Origin of the sequence: Nocardiopsis sp. LOL_012, from assembly GCF_048060475.1 — a bacterium.
In the GTDB taxonomy this organism is placed as follows: domain Bacteria; phylum Actinomycetota; class Actinomycetes; order Streptosporangiales; family Streptosporangiaceae; genus Nocardiopsis.
The window spans coordinates 277,846-294,876 of sequence record NZ_JBHMIV010000001.1 but is presented as its reverse complement, the minus strand read 5'-3'; the positions used below and the strand labels follow the sequence as shown (position 1 = coordinate 294,876).

The 17,031-nt window shown below is 72.1% G+C and carries 9 protein-coding genes and 1 riboswitch; of the genes, 4 read left to right on the top strand and 5 right to left on the bottom strand.

From position 1 onward, the window contains the following. Positions 1-142: 142 nt before the first annotated feature. The 4 genes from ACFHWE_RS01295 to ACFHWE_RS01280 all read right to left on the bottom strand — a co-directional run bounded on the left by ACFHWE_RS01295 (position 143) and on the right by ACFHWE_RS01280 (position 7,606). Positions 143-3,352: a nitrate- and nitrite sensing domain-containing protein gene (locus ACFHWE_RS01295; protein WP_416598667.1), complete on the bottom strand. Its 3,210-nt coding sequence runs from the start codon at positions 3,350-3,352 to the stop codon at positions 143-145. 706 nt (positions 3,353-4,058) lie between these two features. Then, positions 4,059-4,721 (bottom strand): hypothetical protein, encoded by a 663-nt coding sequence (locus tag ACFHWE_RS01290; protein WP_416598666.1) that lies wholly within the window; start codon positions 4,719-4,721, stop codon positions 4,059-4,061. A gap of 360 nt (positions 4,722-5,081) precedes the next feature. Beyond that, positions 5,082-6,116 carry a LacI family DNA-binding transcriptional regulator gene (locus tag ACFHWE_RS01285; RefSeq protein ID WP_416598665.1) on the bottom strand — a complete coding sequence of 345 codons (1,035 nt, stop codon included), beginning with the start codon at positions 6,114-6,116 and terminating at the stop codon, positions 5,082-5,084. A gap of 92 nt (positions 6,117-6,208) precedes the next feature. Further along, positions 6,209-7,606 (bottom strand): GH1 family beta-glucosidase, encoded by a 1,398-nt coding sequence (locus ACFHWE_RS01280; protein WP_416598664.1) that lies wholly within the window; start codon positions 7,604-7,606, stop codon positions 6,209-6,211. A gap of 540 nt (positions 7,607-8,146) precedes the next feature. On the opposite strand from ACFHWE_RS01280, the gene ACFHWE_RS01275 reads away from it, so the two are divergent. Together ACFHWE_RS01275 and ACFHWE_RS01270 are read left to right on the top strand one after the other, a co-directional pair. Further along, a complete protein-coding gene (locus ACFHWE_RS01275; protein ID WP_416598663.1) occupies positions 8,147-9,205 on the top strand; it encodes a coiled-coil domain-containing protein in 1,059 nt (352 codons plus the stop codon). Between the two features lie 538 nt (positions 9,206-9,743). Beyond that, positions 9,744-10,781 carry a DUF3558 domain-containing protein gene (locus tag ACFHWE_RS01270; RefSeq protein ID WP_416598662.1) on the top strand — a complete coding sequence of 346 codons (1,038 nt, stop codon included), beginning with the start codon at positions 9,744-9,746 and terminating at the stop codon, positions 10,779-10,781. A 102-nt stretch (positions 10,782-10,883) separates the two neighbouring features. Here ACFHWE_RS01270 and metE read toward each other — a convergent pair whose 3' ends face one another. Continuing rightward, a complete protein-coding gene (gene metE, locus ACFHWE_RS01265) occupies positions 10,884-13,157 on the bottom strand; it encodes a 5-methyltetrahydropteroyltriglutamate--homocysteine S-methyltransferase (RefSeq protein ID WP_416598661.1) in 2,274 nt (757 codons plus the stop codon). 138 nt (positions 13,158-13,295) lie between these two features. After that, a riboswitch (cobalamin riboswitch) is annotated at positions 13,296-13,540 on the bottom strand. Positions 13,541-13,727: 187 nt separating this feature from the next. Between metE and ACFHWE_RS01260 the strand changes: the two genes are divergently transcribed. Continuing rightward, positions 13,728-15,311, top strand: a complete 1,584-nt coding sequence (locus ACFHWE_RS01260; protein WP_416598660.1) for a polysaccharide deacetylase family protein — start codon at positions 13,728-13,730, stop codon at positions 15,309-15,311. A 140-nt stretch (positions 15,312-15,451) separates the two neighbouring features. After that, on the top strand, positions 15,452-17,026 hold the full coding sequence (locus tag ACFHWE_RS01255; RefSeq protein WP_416598659.1) for a polysaccharide deacetylase family protein: 1,575 nt from the start codon (positions 15,452-15,454) through the stop codon (positions 17,024-17,026). The last annotated feature ends 5 nt before the right edge of the window (positions 17,027-17,031 follow it).

Genomic DNA, 17,031 nt, shown 5'->3' with positions numbered 1-17,031 from the left:
TCCCTCCCGAGGGAACGGCCGGGGGTCTGGTGTTCGATTCTCGTCAGGCGGTGGGCGCAACGCGTCCGAGAAGCTCGGTAGATGCTATTGCATTCTGCTTCCCGAAATAAGGGGGACCCCGTCCCACCGTGGTCCACTGAGGTCATCCCTCGTTCGAACCTCCTCCGAGCTGGTTGCGTCCGTCCCGGACGCCCTTCTGGAACCCGGAGAAGCGGTTGCGGACGCGGTCCGCGCTGCGTGCGGGCATCTTGTTGAAGTTCTCCGGTTTGGGAGCGGTTCCCGGAACAAGGTTTGCCTTGGGAACGCGTTTTGGCAAGCCCGAGGTCGTCAGACCGCCCGCCATGGGGTCGGCCGCGGTCCGGGCCGCCTTCCATCCGCGGTCCGCCGCGGAGTTCCAGCCCTGCTCGGTTCCGCCGGTCGGCGCGGCCGGCTCGGAGGGTGCCGACGACGCGGAGGGCTCGCTCGCGGGGCGCTGAACGTCCCCACCGACCTGCGGAATCGGTCCGGTCTCGGTGGAGTCCACGGTGGGTCCTCCCGTTCGACGTTTGAACCAGTTCGACTCGATGGCGTCGAAGATCGGCAGCGAGTCGTTGTTCTCGCTCGCCGGGGTCGGGGGGACGACGGTGCTGTCCGACCCCTGGCCGCCGCCGTAGCGGCGCGACAGGTAGGCCGTGGACCCGTACCCCTCGCGGGACTCGTTGCCGCCCGGACTCCAGCGCCCGGTGTCGTTGGCCGAGGGTGCGGGCTGCGGGGAGACCGCGGGGAAGGACTCGGTCCGGCTCTCACCGGACAGCGGCGAGCGGTCGTGGCCGCCGATGCGGGAACCTCCGAAGGCACCGCGGGAACCGGTGTCGGCGGGCCGGGTGAACGCGCCGGTGTCCGTGGGCCGGGTGAACGCGCCGGTGTCCGTGGGCCGACTGAAGGCACCGGTGTCCGTGGGCCGGGCGAACGAACCGGTCTCACTCGAACGGTTCGGAGCGCCGGTGTCGCCGAAGTCGGACCGGGGGCCGCCGCTGCGCGGAGCCGGGTCGAACAGGCTGTGGCCGCCGGTGGTGTCGGACGCGCGCTGCTCCTCCGGGGTGTCGTAGGGGTCGACCACCTGCTGCGGGCCGTCGACCCCAGGTGTACCGGTGGTGCCGGCGCCCCTGGTCGGCTCGACCGGGGCGGAGCCGTTCCTGGAGGTGTTCCACAGGTCCTGACCGCTGGGCGGGTGTTCGTCGGCCCGGTTGGAACCGGGGCTGCGCTTGGGCAGCCCGCTGCCCAGGGCGCTGACACCGCCCTCCTGGCCCTGCCAGGTGTCACCGGGCTCGGTGGGCGCGGGGCTGGAGGCGAAGGCGGCCTCTGCGTCGGCGAAGGTGTCCGGCGTGCCCGAGGGGAGCTCTGCGCGGGGCTGCGCTCCGGTGACGGAGTGCTGTCCCTCGACCGGGGTGATGAGCAGGTCTGGCGGAAGGATCGCGCGGGCGGTGGTGCCACCGCCGTGGGCCTCCATGAGCTGGAGGGTGACGCTGTGGCGGTGTGCCAGGCGCGAGACCACGAAAAGGCCCATGCGGCGCGAGACCGCGACGTCGACGACCGGCGGGGCGGCCAGGCGGGCGTTGATCGCCGCCAGGTCCTCCGGCGCCATGCCGATACCGCTGTCGGTGACGTCCACCTGGACCCCGCCGTTGTCGAGCGTCTTGGCGCTGACCAGGACCTCGGTGTCGTGCGGAGAGAAGGAGGTGGCGTTCTCGACCAGCTCGGCCACCAGGTGGATGATGTCGTTGACCGGGCGGCCGAGCACCGAGATGTGGGACGGGGCGCGCACGTTGACGCGCTCGTACTGCTCGACCTCGGAGACCGCGCCGCGCAGGACGTCGACCAGCGGGACGGGCTGCGCCCACTTGCGGGTGTTGTCCTGCCCGGACAGGACCAGCAGGTTCTCGTTGTTGCGGCGCATGCGCGTGGCGAGGTGGTCGAGCTGGAACAGGTCGGACAGGCGGTCGGAGTCCTGCTCGGACTGCTCCAGACCGTCGATGAGGCGCAACTGCCGCTCCACCAGCGTCTGGCTCCGGCGGGAGAGGTTGACGAACATCGCGTTGACGTTGCTGCGCAGGGCGGCCTCGTCGGAGGCCAGTGTCAGGGCCACGCGGTGGACGTCGTCGAAGGCGCGCGCCACCTCGCCGATCTCGTCCTCGGTGTGCACGTCGATGGGGTTGACGCGCACCGCCTCCGGTGCGCTGCCGGCCTCCTGCATGCGGGTGATCGCCTCGTGCAGGTCACGCTCGGCGACGCGCCGGGCGCCCTCCTCCAGGGTGCGCAGCGGGCGCACCAGGGAGCGGGCCACCAGGGAGGTGACGAAGAAGACCGCGAGGAGGACGGCGGCGATGACGGAGAGGTCGGTGACCGTGCGGACCAGGGCCGCCCTGCCCAACTGGTCGGCGTCGTCCCGGACGCCCTCGGCGATGGTGACCTCGACCTCCTCCATGCGGTCGAGGGCGCGGGCGGCGATCTCCTGGTAGTCCTCGGGGCCGTCGTTGTCGGTGACACCGGTGAGGTCGGCGTCGCGCTCGGCACGGTACATCACACGCATGCGCATCGTGGAGACCTGGCTGACGTCCAGACCGGTGTAGTTCTCGTCGAACACGCGGCGCTGCGCGGAGTCGGCGGCCTGGATGAAGTTGTTGATCTCGTTCTCGTACCGCGCCCGGCTGGACTCGATGGCCTCGGAGACACCGCCGGTCATCGTGTCGCGGGAGAGCGCGTGGCGCATGAGGGCGGTCTCGTAGGAGAGCTGGTCGCGCGCGCTGGAGAGCGCGGTCAGGGCGCGCACGCCCTCACGGAGTTCGGTGTCGTCGCTCTGGTCGGCGATGGTCTGGTTGAACTCGGTGAGCGCGCGGGTGATGGTGCGGTACTTGGCGGTCACGGGGAGCACCGTGATACGGGTCCCGTCGACCTCCTCGCGCAGGTCCTCCAGCGTGTCGAGCTGGCTCTTCAGGCTCTCCAGGCGGGCCTGGGCGATGGGGTCGTCCAGTTCGCCGAGGTCGGCTAGCCGGGAGTCGAGCTGGAGGTAGAGGTTCTGCGTCGTCCCACGCACCGTGTCGAGCTCCTGGCGGAGCTCGTCCGACCTCTGCCCGGGGTCGGGGTTGTCGGAGATGTAGATCGCGCTGGCCGACCGTTCCCGGCCGAGCTGGTTCGAGAGCTGTGCCGCGAGGACGCCGATCTCGGCGCGTTCCTCGATGTTGGTGTGGGTGACCGTGGTCACCGACGACTCATAGATCCGCAGACCGCCGAGCGCGAGCGCAAGGACGGTGGGGATCACGATGAGAGCCACTAGCCGGGAGCGTACCCGCCAGTGACGTGGCCACCACCGCATGGCTCTGCGCCTGGGCGCGGCATCGGCATGTTCGGCCTGCGCTGCCTCGCTCTGCGCATTGGCCCCGTTTGCTGTCGCTCGTGTCGACACGGACCCTCGCAACCTTTCGTGTCACCGCCTCGAACGGGTGTCGGACCCAGGGTTCGACCACTCTCCAGCCGAAGAAGCCTTCGGCTGGGACCGGTACAGACCACAGGATCCACCAGATACGTGAAGCGGTGGGAGTTTGGGGAGATGTGAAGACTGTCCGCCGGACTCGCCTGGGAGGAGAGGAGCCGCACACCCGTGGGGTCGTCCTCCCAAGAAGAACCCTGAGTGCGCGTGCGGTCGATAGCGTACCAAGAGGGGGCGAAGGCCTCGCTTCCATCACTGGACCGCTGTCGGCAGGATCATCTTCACCCGACCGCCCCAATCATGCCGTGTTTGGCGGCATTATGACCAACCGCCCAGGTCAAGATGGCTGTCCGAAACCCCGAAAAAGACCAAAGTAACTATTTGGTCAAAGCGCGGCCCCCTCGTCACGCCCCGACCGACACGACATCGTGACATGACGTATACGCAGGCCCTGCCGGGGACGGAACACCTGGAGCCGCACTGTCACACAGCGACAACGCTCGGTGCCCGCACATCGGTCAGGGGTTGACAAGTGCTGTCCGGAACCCGGAGAAGGCGGCCGAAAGCAGGCCTCAGCGTGTGGCGAGCGGGTTCAGACCCGGGATCCGACCCGGACCCCGAACCCGCCCAGCTCCCCGGCGTCGACCGCCACCTCGTCCCCGTCCTCCAACGACGGTGTCTCCACCAGCGGCAGCACCCGCACCCGGTGGGCGCCGCCCGTCGGCCACGGGCCGGCCAGGGCCAGCACCGCGAAGCCGACGGGTTCGTCCGCCACGAAGACGGAGCACTCCGGGTCCGCGCGGAGACCGTCGGCGGTCACCAGCCTCGGGCCGAGGGTGAGCTGGACCGGTTCACCGGAGGCGTCCGACCACAGGCAGGCGATCGTGAAGGCGTCGCGGGCTCCCCCGGAGCCGGACACGGCCGCCAGCCCCACGCGCGCCCGCCGAGCCCCGGAGACGACTCCGTCGTCCACACCGCGGACCAGACCGGGGAGCACCGCGGTCTCGGCGCCGCGCGGGCCCACCGCCACCGGCTCCTCCGGTACCAGGGGCGCGCACACACGCGCCTCGGGCTCGGCGATGATCTCCAGGGGCGCGTCCAGGGCCCGGGCACGGGCGGAGGCCAGGGCCGCGGGCCCGGCGTCCAGCAGCGCGGCCAGACCGCTCTCCCCCGGACAGCCGAGGACGTCGCCGTCGTCGACCGCTCCGAGGCGTTCACCGCCACCGCTCGGCGACAGGTAGGTCACCCACTCCACGGCCCCTCCTCCGGCCGGTCGCCCGCCGGGGGCGGGCCGTGCTCCCTGCCCGTCCCGGCACAGACGCGGCAGGGCTCGTCCACCCTGAGCCAGACGATCACCCCGCTACCGTCGCGGTGGGGCCGCTGCGGCCGCCACCAGCCGGTACCGGAGCAGAAACGACAGTCGGCGCCGCGCTCGCACCAGTCACATGAGAGGATCGCGCACCGCTTGTGTGTGGGTTCCCGCGTCGGGTTCATGCGCTCCTACCGTCCCCAGCGAAATCGCGACCAGCCTTGCACAGCCCCCGGGGGCGCGTCCAGCCGTGATACTTCGGGAAAGGGCGGGTCAGAGCGGTTTCGGGCACCTCCGTGCGGAGGATCAGGCGGACTCGCGGACCACCATGCGAGTGTCGAGGACGACGGACTGCGACTCCCGGACACCGGGGATCGCCACCTCCACCAGCAGCCGCGCCATCTCCCGGCCCATCCGTTCGACGGGCTGGCGCACGGTGGTCAGCGGGGGGTCGCTGTGCTGGGCCATGGGTGTGTCGTCGAAGCCGACCACGGCGACGTCCTCGGGCACCCGCAGGCCGCGTTCGCGCAGAACGCGCAGGGCCCCCACCGCCATCATGTCGGAGGCGACGAAGACGGCGTCGGGCCGCTGCCCGGCGTCGAGCATGCGCTCCATCGCCCGGGCGCCGCCCTCGACGCTGAAGTCGCCCTCCACGATCAGCCCGTCGTCGGGGGCGATCCCGGCCTCTTCGAGCTCCAGGCGGTACCCGGTCAGCCGGTCCACGCCGGCGCTCATGTCCTGGGGGCCGCTGATGGTGGCCACGCGCCGCCGCCCCGATCCGACGAGGTAGCGGGTGGCCGTGCGGCCCCCGCCGACGTTGTCGACGTCGACGACGTAGAGGGCGGGTTGGGCCGTGGAGTGCGGCTGGCCGCCGTGCACCACCGGGACTCCGGCCTCCTCCAGGCGCTGCGGCAGGGGGTCGTCGCGGTGGAGGGAGACCAGCAGCGCGCCGTCGACGTGGGAGCCGCTGAGGTAGTCACCGGTCCGGCGGTGCTCCGCCTCGGTCCTGGCCGTGGTGAGGAGCAGTTGCAGGTCCCGTTCGGAGAGGACCGAGCTGACCCCGTGCACGATGTCGGCGAAGTAGGGGTCGGTGAACAGGAGGTCCCGGCGTTCGGAGATCACCAGTGCCACCGTGTCGGTGCGCCGGGTCACCAGGGTGCGCGCAGCCTGGTTGGGGCTGTAGCCCAGTTCGGCGATCGCGTTGCGCACGGCCTCCCTGGTCCGCGGGCTCACCTGCTCGGACCCGTTGATCACCCGGGAGACGGTACCGCGTCCGACCCCGGCGCGCTGCGCCACCATCTCCAGAGTCGGACGCCGCCGACCGTCACCGTTCCTGGCCACCTGCTGCTCCTCGCATGAGCTCGTTCGGCCCTGCCGGGCCCTGCACGCGCGGGGCGGGGCACCGCGGTGCCCCGCCCCCTGTGACTCAAGTTCTACCGGCTGGGGAACCGGCTGGTCCGCGCCAACTGCGCGTACCATTTGCCGCTGTCCTTGACCACGCGCTTCTGGGTCTCGTAGTCGACGTGGATGAGGCCGAACCTGCGGGAGTATCCCCACGCCCACTCGAAATTGTCCAACAGGGACCAGGCGAAGTAGCCGCGGAGCGGGATACCGGCGCGCACGGCTTCCAGGGCGGCCCGCAGGTGGCCCTCGTAGTAGTCGATCCGGTCGGGGTCGTGGACACCGCCGTCGTCGGCGACGGAGTCCTCGAAGGCGCACCCGTTCTCGGTGACGTAGAGGTCGATGCCGCCGCTCTCCCCCGCCAGGCGCTGGAGTACGTCGAACATACCGGTCGGGTCGATCTCCCAGCCCATGTGGGTGACGGGCAGGCCCTGGGAGACGTGCACCTCCTCGGGGTCGGCGCCGAGCCAGGCGCCCCCCTCGCCGCTGACCGTGGCGGGATCCAGGCCCTTGGCCGAGCCCGCGACCCACTCGGGGGTGTAGTAGTTGACGCCCAGGAAGTCGAGCGGCTGGTGGATGGTCTCCAGGTCCCCGTCCTTGATGAAGGAGAAGTCGGTGACCTCGGCCAGGTCTGCCTTGACGTCGGCGGGGTAGACGCCCTTGAGGACGGGGTCGGTGAAGATGCGGTTGCGCACCCCGTCGGCGCGGCGGGCCGCGCGGGCGTCCGCGGCGCTGGCGCCGTGGGGGCGGATGACCGCCTGGTTGTGGGCCATCCCGACCCGGGAGGGGTGCCCCGTGGCGCGGATCGCCTGGGTGGCCAGGCCGTGGCCGAGCAGCAGGTGGTGGGCGGCGGTCAGGGCCTCGACGGAGTCGCGGTGGCCGGGGGCGTGCACACCGTGGTAGTGGCCGAGGAAGGAGGCGCACCAGGGCTCGTTGAGGGTCATCCAGTTCTCGACCCGGTCGCCGAGGGCCTCGGCGACGACCGCACTGTAGTCGCGGAAGTGCTCGGCGGTGTCGCGGTCGGTCCAGCCGCCGGACTCCTGGAGCGCCTGGGGCAGGTCCCAGTGGTAGAGGGTGGCCCAGGGCTGGAGCCCGGCCTCCAGGAGAGCGTCGACGAGGCGGTCGTAGAAGTCGATTCCGGCCTGGTTCACGGCCCCTGAGCCCTGGGGGAGCACGCGCGGCCAGGCGATGGAGAAGCGGTAGGCGCCGAGGTTGAGCTCGCGCATGAGCCCGATGTCCTCGGGGTAGCGGTTGTAGTGGTCGTCGGCCGGTTCGCCGGTGTCGCCGCCCAGGACGGTTCCGGGCAGGTCGGCGAAGGTGTCCCAGATGCTGGGGCCACGGCCGTCGGCGGTGGTGGCGCCCTCGATCTGGAACGAGGCGGTGGCGGCTCCCCAGAGGAAGCCTTCGGGGAAGCGTTCTTGGTCGGTCACAGCGTCGGCACGCACCTTCTGTGGTCGGTATTTGGGAGCGCTCCCATCACGTAAACAGAGGTGTTGCGAACATGTCAATGAACAGGACATTCGACGAGACCCAAACGTTACCGGCCGCCAGGGCCGATATCCGCCCTTCCAACACCCGCCAGGCCGTCCTCCCCCGTCCCACCTCGCACGCCGGCTCGTCGTCGGCGGTGGCGGTGGCGGCGGTGGCGGTGGCGGTGGCGACCGCAGGCGGGCGCGGCACGACGGCGCCCACTGGCCCGCACCGCTGCCGGCGAGCCGGATCCACGGCTCTCCTGTACTAAATGTGGTTATTTTTAGCGCATTGGGGGCTTTGATGCTGGTGGATATGGGAGGTCTTTTCCTCATTCACCCGAACCCGCCTACACTCATGGCGATCCCCCTCACCCCGCCCCTCGAAAGACCGTGCGCGCGGGGAGGCGGGAACCGGGCGTCCGCCGCGGCGGACCGCTCCGGGCCAGGCAAGCGTCAGCCCCGGCGTCCTCCGCATGCGGGTTCGAGGAGCGATACATCGTGCAGTCCGAAGATCCGATCAGCGAGCCCGGCCTCGCCCGCGTGTCCGGGGAGGGCCCCTTCGCCGACTTCTGGGCCCCGGACCCCCGCGCGTGGACCTGGCGCGACGTCCTGTCCGGCCTCACCGCCCGCGGCCCGCGCCGCCCCCGCGCCGGCGCCCTCACCGCCGCCCTGGCGGCCCTGGTGGTGGCCTCGCCCCACGCCGCGGGTGCGGCGGCCCTGCCGCGGGAGCCGGAGGACATGGACACCCTGCGGGCACGCGTCGACACGCTCACCGAGGACTACCAGGGGGAGCTGCGCGACATGGAGGCCGTCATGGAGGAGGCCGAGCGCGCCCAGGAGCGCGCCGAGACCTCCCGCGAGGAGGTCGAGGAGGTCCGCTCCGAGGTGCGCGCCCTGGCGGTGGCCACCTACACCGGCAGCGGGATCGACCCCGCCATGTCCCTGTTCGTCGACGCCGAGCCCGACGACGTCATCGACCGCGCCCTGATCATCGACTACCTCGCCAACACCAACCAGGACCTGCTCGACCTGCTCGACCAGGCGCTCGAACGCGACGAGGCCGCGCAGGAGAACGCCGAGGAGCGGCTCGCGGAGGTCGAGGAGGACCTGGACGAACTGGAGGAGCAGCGGCTGGAGGTGCAGCGGCTGATCGCCGACCACCCGTACCAGCCGATGGAGCCGCCGGACAGCATCACGCCGCGCACCCGGCAGATGCGCGACGAGGTCAAGCGACTGTTCGGCGACGGCGCGAACGTGGGCGGTGTGGGCTGCTACCGCCCCTACGGGGGCTACGTGGTTGGCGAGCACCCCAAGGGGCGCGCCTGCGACTTCATGCTCCACCCCAACGGGCAGTGGCCCTCCGAGGAACAGGTCCAGCGCGGCTGGGCGATCGCCGAGTGGGCGCGGGAGAACGCCGAGGACTTCGGGATCATGTACGTCATCTACCGGCAGCAGATCTGGGACATCCGTCGGGGCGACACGAGCTGGCGCCCGATGGCCGACCGGGGCAACCTCACCGAGAACCACTACGACCACGTGCACATCTCGATGTTCTGATCCCGTGGCCGGAACCGGCCACGGACACAGGCCCTGGGCGGCGCCTCCCGGCCACGGCGAGCGCCGCGGGCGGCCCCGCGCCCCGCGGCCGGGACCGGCGTCCTCGCACGTCCCGGCGGTCCGTGGCGCGGGTTTGCCCCGCCGATACCACGACGGACCCGAACAGAACCTCGTTTTCTTCCCGAGAGGCACAATACGGTGACGATCCGCCCACTTGAGAGGGGGTGCCCTGCCCCGTGACCACACCTCGCAGTTAGGATGCGACACGTCCGATCCGGCCCATGGGGCGTCTCCACGGTCCTCGGATCCGGCACAAGGTCGCTCCCCGTCCCCGGGGACCTCCTCAGGACATCGGGGAACCCTCGCCCCACACCGCTCGTCCTCGCCCGCGGGCCGGTCGCCGGCGTCGGTGCCTCCCCCAGCGGTTCCCGTGGCCGCCGCCCCGACCGGCGGTTCCGCGGATACCGGAAGCCGCAACCCACCGGCGCTCCCACGCGTCACAGACAACACGGTCAGCGAACACCGGGCGAGGGGAGCCATGAGCGAAAACGGACCTTACAACCAGCCACCGCAGAACCCCTACGGCGGCGGAGAGCCCGGGGGCCAGCCGCCCTACGGGCCGCCTCAGGGCGCCCCCTACGGCGACCCGGGTACCGGTGGCCAGCCCGGCTACGGCCCGGGCAACGCCCCCGGTACCGGTGGCCAGCCCGGCTACGGCCCCGGCTACCCCCCCGGCCCCGAGCAGCAGATGTACACGGGCGGCCAGCCCGGCTACGGCCCCGGGTACATGCCGCAGCCGCAGCCCCCCAAGAGCGGCGGCAAGGCCGTCGCCTGGATCCTCGGCATCGGCGGTGCGGTGATCGTGGTCCTGCTGATCGCGGTCGTGGCGGCCGTCTTCATCAACGGCCAGAACAACCCGGCCGTACAGCCCACGGCCGGCCCCGCCACCGGGCAGGAGCCGACCACCACGACGGAGCCGGACAACGATTCCGAGCCGGACCCGAACACGGCCGCTCCCGCGGGCGAGCCCCCCTACGCCGTGCCCGCCGAGCCCTGCGACGTCCTCACCGACCAGGTCTACGCGGACTTCATGCTCACCGAAGCCGGCTACAAGTCCGTCCAGGACAGCACCGCTAGCTGCCGCAGCTCGCTGGCCGACGCACCCGAGGGGAACCCCGAGGACTCCTACGCCTCCCTGCGCGTGGAGTACGCGGTGCCCTACTCCGCCTCCGACTCACTGGAGGCCGCCGAGGACGACTACGAGTACAACCTTGAGTACGTCACGGGCGCCAACGACTACTCGGCCTACCTGGCCGAAGGCGTCGAGGAGAGCCGCGAGGTCGACCTCGGCGACCAGGCGCACTACGTCCTGACCACCTACGACTACCTGGGTGACGAAGTGCCCACGGCCGTCCTGCTGATCCGCACGGCCAACGTCAACATCCAGATCGAGTACCAGGTCCTCCTCGGTTTCCTCGGCGACGCCACCGTCGACGAGCTGAGCCTGCCGGACGACACCGAGGACATCATGCTCAACGTCGGCAACGAGGCCCTGGCCCTGGTCGGCAGCGCCTGACCCGGGACCGGAACGCCCGAGGGGGCCGCGGCGCACGCGCCACGGCCCCCTCGTATGCGCCCGTCCGCTCGCGCGGGCCCGGCGGGCCGGCGCGAGCTGCGGTCACAGGACGGCGCGGACCCGGCGGACCGCCTCGACCATGTTGCGCAGGGCCTGCTCGGTCTCGGCGTAGCCGCGCGTCTTGAGACCGCAGTCCGGGTTGGCCCACAGGCGGTCGGCGTCCACGTGCTCCAGCGCCAGGCGCAGGGACTCCTCGATCTCCCCCGCCGAGGGCACCCTCGGCGAGTGGATGTCGTAGACGCCGGGACCGATCGAGCGCGCGTAGCCGCGCCGGCCCAGGTCCGCCACGAGCTCCATCCGCGAACGGGCCGCCTCGACACTGGTGACGTCGGCGTCCAGCGCCTCGATCCCGCCGACGATCTGCCCGAACTCCGAGTAGCACATGTGCGTGTGGATCACCGTGGTCGGCGCGACCCCGGAGGTGGCCAGGCGGAACGAGCCCACCGCCCAGTCCATGTAGGCCGAACGCCGCTCCTCGCGCAGCGGCAGCAGCTCACGCAGGGCCGCCTCGTCCACCTGGATGTGGCGGATCCCGGCCCGCTCCAGGTCGGCGATCTCGTCCCTCAGCGCCAGGGCGACCTGGCGGGCGGTGTCGCCCAGCGGCTGGTCGGTACGGACGAAGGACCAGGCGAGCATGGTGACCGGGCCGGTCAGCATGCCCTTGACGGGCTTGCGCGTCCGAGACTGTGCGTAGGTGATCCACTCGACCGTCATCGGTTCGGGACGGAAGACGTCCCCGTACAGGACCGGGGGCCGCACGCAACGCGAACCGTAGGACTGCACCCACCCGTACTCGGTGGTCGCGTAACCGTCGAGCCGCTCGGCGAAGTACTGGACCATGTCGTTGCGCTCGGGCTCTCCGTGCACGAGCACGTCCAGGCCGATATCCTCCTGGAGGGCGATCACGCGGTCGATCTCCTCACGCATGATCCGCTCATACTCCTCCCGCCCCATCTCGCCCCTGCTGTGGGCGGCGCGCGCCCCGCGCAGCTCGGCGGTCTGGGGAAACGAGCCGATCGTCGTGGTGGTGAGGGGGGTGTCGGCCGGAACGCCCCGCTCCCCCGGGCGCACGGCGGCCTCCGGCCCGAGCGCGTCGAGCCGCGCCCGGACCCGGGCGTCGGTGAAGGACGGCGGGGAGGCGGAGTCCTCCGGCCCGGCCCCGGCCCCCTGGGAGAGCACCCGCCCGAGCAGGGCGACCTCCTCGGCCTTCTGCTTGGCGAAGGCCAGCGCCCGGCGCAGCTCCGGGTCCAGGGACGTCTCGGCGTCCAGATCCACGGGCACGTGCAGCAGCGAGCAGGAGGTGCCCACGGTCAGCTCGTCGGCCAGGCCGAGCAGCGTGCCCAGGGTTGCGGCCGCCGCGGGGACGTCGGTGCGCCACACGTTGCGGCCGTCGACGACGCCGGCGACCAGGCGGGTACTGCCCAGACCGGACACCTTCACGAGGTCGTCGACGCCCTCGGAGTCGGTCACCAGGTCCAGGCCGACCGCCTCGACGGGGGTGTCCTTGAGAACGCGCAGGGCGTCGGCGCCGATGGATCCGAAATAGGTGGACACCAGCAGGGAGGGACGGTCGGCCAGCGCCCCCAGGCGCCGGTAGGCCCGCTCCAGGTGCTTGGTGGCGGCCCGGCCCTCGTCGGTGGCCAGGACCGGCTCGTCCAACTGCACCTCCTCGGCCCCGGCCGCCCTCAGGTCGGCCAGGAGTTCGGCGTAGGCGTCCAGGAGCGGATCGAGCAGCTCGACCGGCTCCCAGCCCTCGGGGGCGCCGTCTGCGGGCTTGGCCAGCAGCAGGAACGTGAGCGGTCCGACCATGACCGGACGGGTGCGGTACCCGGCCCCGGCCGCCTCACGGAACTCGGCGACGGGCTTGTCGCCGACCAGGCGCGGGCGGGTGCCCGGCTCCAGTTCGGGGACCAGGTAGTGGTAGTTGGTGTCGAACCACTTGGTCATCTCCAGCGGCGGGGCGCCCCGGTCGCCCCGCGCGAGCGCGAAGTAGCGGCGCAGCTCCTCGTCGCGGTCGGCGGCGGAGGCCGGTGAGGCGAACCTCGGCGGCACCAGGTCGAACATGACCGCGGTGTCCAGCACGTGGTCGTAGTAGGAGAACGTGTTGGAGGGCAGGTCGTCGACCCCCGCCCCCTTCAGCAGGGCGTAGGCGTCCGTGCGCAGTCCAGCGGCGACGGTGTCCAGTTCGGCGGCGGTGCGGCGACCCTTCCAGTAGGCCTCGACCGCCCGCTTGAGTTCACGGCGCGGACCGATCCTCGGGTAGCCGTGCACCGTGGAGCGCACGTTCCCCCCACCGGTGGCCTGTGACGTGTCCATACAGCTTCTCTCCCTCGTCGAAAGCCGGGTTCCGGCACCGGGACGAGGGCATGGGAGGGCACGCGTCGGCGGCGCGCCGCGAGCGCGCCCGACACCGCCTCCGGCCCTCCCTCGGGGCGCGGGACCACCGGCGGCCCGGGCGGGCCGCCGGGTGGAGGCAGGTCTTCGGACTCGCGGGCACCACCGGACCCGTGTCCGGTCACCTACCGGCCGCCGCTTCCCGGTCACCGGTCCTCTCGGCCGGCCCACCAGTGCTCATGGCGACTGTCGTTCCCACATACCGCTGCGGGGCAGCTCCGGATTCACACCGGATTCCCTCTTTCGACGCGCACCGCCCGGGCTGGCCCGGGTGTGGAACGCGTACCTTCCACACCTGGGAGTATAGGGAGGACCGACAGCCAGCCCGTCACGGCCCCGCCCCCGCTCCGACCATCCCCGGCACACGTCGTCGCACCGCAACCGCACGCCCCCGTCGTGCGTCACAACCGATACAAGCCGCGGAGAGAGGCCGCCCCCGCCTCCCCTCCGCCGATGTTCGTCGCCCCCGGATGAACGTGGAGAACCCCCGACGTGAACAATCCATCCCCGTCCGCCAAGGTCCCCGTCGCCGCCCTGGCCACGGCCGCCGGCGCCGTCGCGGTCCTGGTCGTCCTGGCCCTGGCCGCCACCCGCTTCTCGGTCCTGCCCTGGCCGCCCTCCTCCCCCGGCGGGACCGCCGCCACGCAGTCCTCGGAGGAGAGCGGGCCCCCCGCGGCCACCGGGGACCCCGACCAGCTCACGGTCGTCGACCCCGCCGACGTCGTCGGTGTGGAGGAGGTCTCCCTGGCCTACGACGGAGGCGCCGAGGTGGCGGTGGCCTACCCCGCCGTCCAGGGTGCCGACCCCCTCACCGAGTTCCTGGCGGACACGCTCGCCAGCGAGGTGCGCGCCTTCGAGGCCGCCAACCCCGGTGCCAGGTCCTACACGGGCTCCTGGGGGCTGACCGCCGCCGCGGGCGACGTCCTGGGGGTGCGCGTGACCGGTACCGAGACCGACTCCGAGGAGACCCGGGAGCGCCGCTCCACCTACTGGTACGAGACCGACACCGGCCTGGCGCACGGCTCGACCGCCCTGATCGCCGGGCAGGACGAACTGGCCGCCCTCAACGACCTGGTCCTGGAGCGGGTGCCCGACCAGGCGGACGGCTCGGTCATCCACCCCATCTCCTCGCTGTACGACTCGGTCGGGTTCAACCCCGCCGGCGACCTGGTCGTGGAGTTCGACGACGGCCAGGTGGCGCCCGTGGGCGCGGGCCGGGTGCACGCCGTCGTGGAACGGGACCTGGCCGAACCGCTGCTGTCGGAACTGGGCCTGCGCGCCCGCGACGCGGCGACCGTCGCCGCTGATGCCTTCTCCGTGCCGAGCCCGCCCGCGACGGCCGGAGGCGGTACGGACACGCCCCCTCCGGGCGTGCTGTCCCCGGTCGACGACACTGTGGACTGCTCCGACCCCGCCACCAAGTGCGTGGCGCTGACCTACGACGACGGTCCCGGCGCCGGGACCCCCGCCCTGCTGGACACGCTCGCCGAGTACGACGCCCGCGCCACCTTCTTCGTCACCGGGGTGCCGGTCATGTCGCATGCGACGACGGTGCGGCGCGCCTACGCCGAGGGCCACGAGATGGCCAACCACACGCTGAACCACCCCGACCTGTCCGGCCTGAGCCAGCAGGGGGCGCGTTCCGAACTAGACGCGGTGCAGGCCCTGGTGTACCGCGAGACGGGCTACACCATGGACATGATGCGGCCCCCCTACGGAGCCACCGACGAGGGCGTCACCGCCGTGACCGCCGACATGGGCCTGTCCCAGATCATCTGGAACGTGGACACCTACGACTGGAGGGACCGCGACGCCTCGCTGGTCACCCAGCGTGCGCTGTCGGGGGCCTCGGACGGGGCGATCATCCTCATGCACGACATCCACCCCACGACCATCGCGGCGTCGCGGCAGATCATCTCCGAACTGGACGCGCGCGGGTTCACGATGGTCACCGTCACCCAACTGCTCGGCCCCACCACCCCCGGCGGCCTCTACACCGACGGCATCCCGGAGGCGGAGCAGCCGTCGGAGACGCCCGGGACCGGCGAACAGGTGGACGAGGAGGCGGCGGGCTGAGCCGGTCTCGCCCCCGCCGTCCCTTTCCCCCGCCTGGCCGGGTGGCCGGATCCGGCCACCCGGCCAGGCAGGGTCACACAGTCCTCTATGTTGCTCCCAGCAGCCGCTACGCGTTCAGACCAAGGGATGAGGTATCGCCGGTGGGGCAGACGACCGCCCGTGTACACGAGCCGAGGGACCTGCCCTCGCCGGGCAGCCGCAGGAAGGGGCACCGGTGGGCGGGGGCCGCGGCCGCCGCGCTCCTGCTGCCCGCAGCCTCCTGCGCCGCCGAGCCCGGCGCCGCTGACGCCGCGGACCTGATGTCGGTGGTGGCCGACGCCCCCGGGGGCCCCGTCTCGGAGTGGACCGGCACCGCGGCCGACTTCGACGGCCACCCCTACGTCCCCGACGGGGTGGCGGTGACCGCCGCCTACCCCGAGTTCGAGGGGGCAGAGGGGTTCTCCCAGGGGCTGGCCGGGCACGTGGACCGGCGGGTGGGCGACTTCTACGGCGGGAGCCGGGAGCCGGTGAGCCTGGACGTCGACTGGGAGGTGACGGCGGCCGGCGGCGGCGTCCTGGGGGTGCGCCTGGTCCACACCGTGGAGGACCTGCACGGGCTCCGGCAGGGGTACGCGACCTACTGGTACGACGCCGAGACGGGGCTGACCCGCTACTCCTCCGAACTGATCGCCGGGCAGGAGGGGTTGGAGCGGCTGAACGGGATCGTCACCGACGCGCTGGCCGGCCACCCCCACGCGGGAGCGGACACGCTGTGGCCGATCCTGTCCACCTACGACTCGATGGGCTTCAACGCCGACGGCGACCTCGTGGTGGAGTTCGACGACGGGCACCTCTCACCGGTGCGCGAGGGGCACCCGCCGGACGCCTCCCCGGGGCGGATCGGGGTGGTCGTCGACGCCGAGGAGGCGGCCCCTCTCCTGTCCGACCTGGGTGAGCGGGCGCGTGCGGCCTCCGCGCTGGAGGAGCCCGACTTCGCCGTACCGGCACCTGACGCGCCGACCGCCGACCGCCCCGCCGTCCCGGGGGAGGTCACCGCGGGCAAGGACGTGGACTGCGCGGCGGAGGGCGTCCGGTGTGTGGCGCTGACCTTCGACGACGGCCCCGCCGAGACCACCCCGCACCTGCTCGACCTGCTGGCCGAGGAGGGGGTGGTCGCGACGTTCTTCCTCAACGGCGACCCCGCGCTGACCCGGCCGTCGGTGATCCGGCGCGCCTACGCCGAGGGCCACGAGATCGCCAACCACAACGACCAGCACGAGCACATGCGCGACCTGCCCGTCAGCGCGCTGCCCCGCCAGGTGGCGACAGTGAACGCGATCGTCAGCCGGGAGACCGGGTACCGGGTGACGCTGTTCCGGCCGCCGTTCGGCCAGAGCTCACCCGAGGTGCTCGCGGAGGTCGGCGCGCAGGAGATGGCCCAGGTGGTGTGGAACGTCGACAGCGAGGACTGGACGGAGATCGGCCCGAACGAGATCGTGGAGCGCGTCACGGAGCAGACCGCCCGGGCCGGCCGCGCCGACCGGGACGCGATCGTCCTGCTGCACGATCCGCTGCCCGCCACCCTGGCTGCCGTCCCCGAGCTCATCGGACTGCTGCGCGAGGACGGCTACACGTTCGCGACCACAACCCAGGCGATCGGCGACCCGGTGGCCGGTGAGGCCTACCCCACGGGGCGGAACGTGCCGGAGGCCGCGAGCGGGGAGCCGGAGGCCTGACCCGC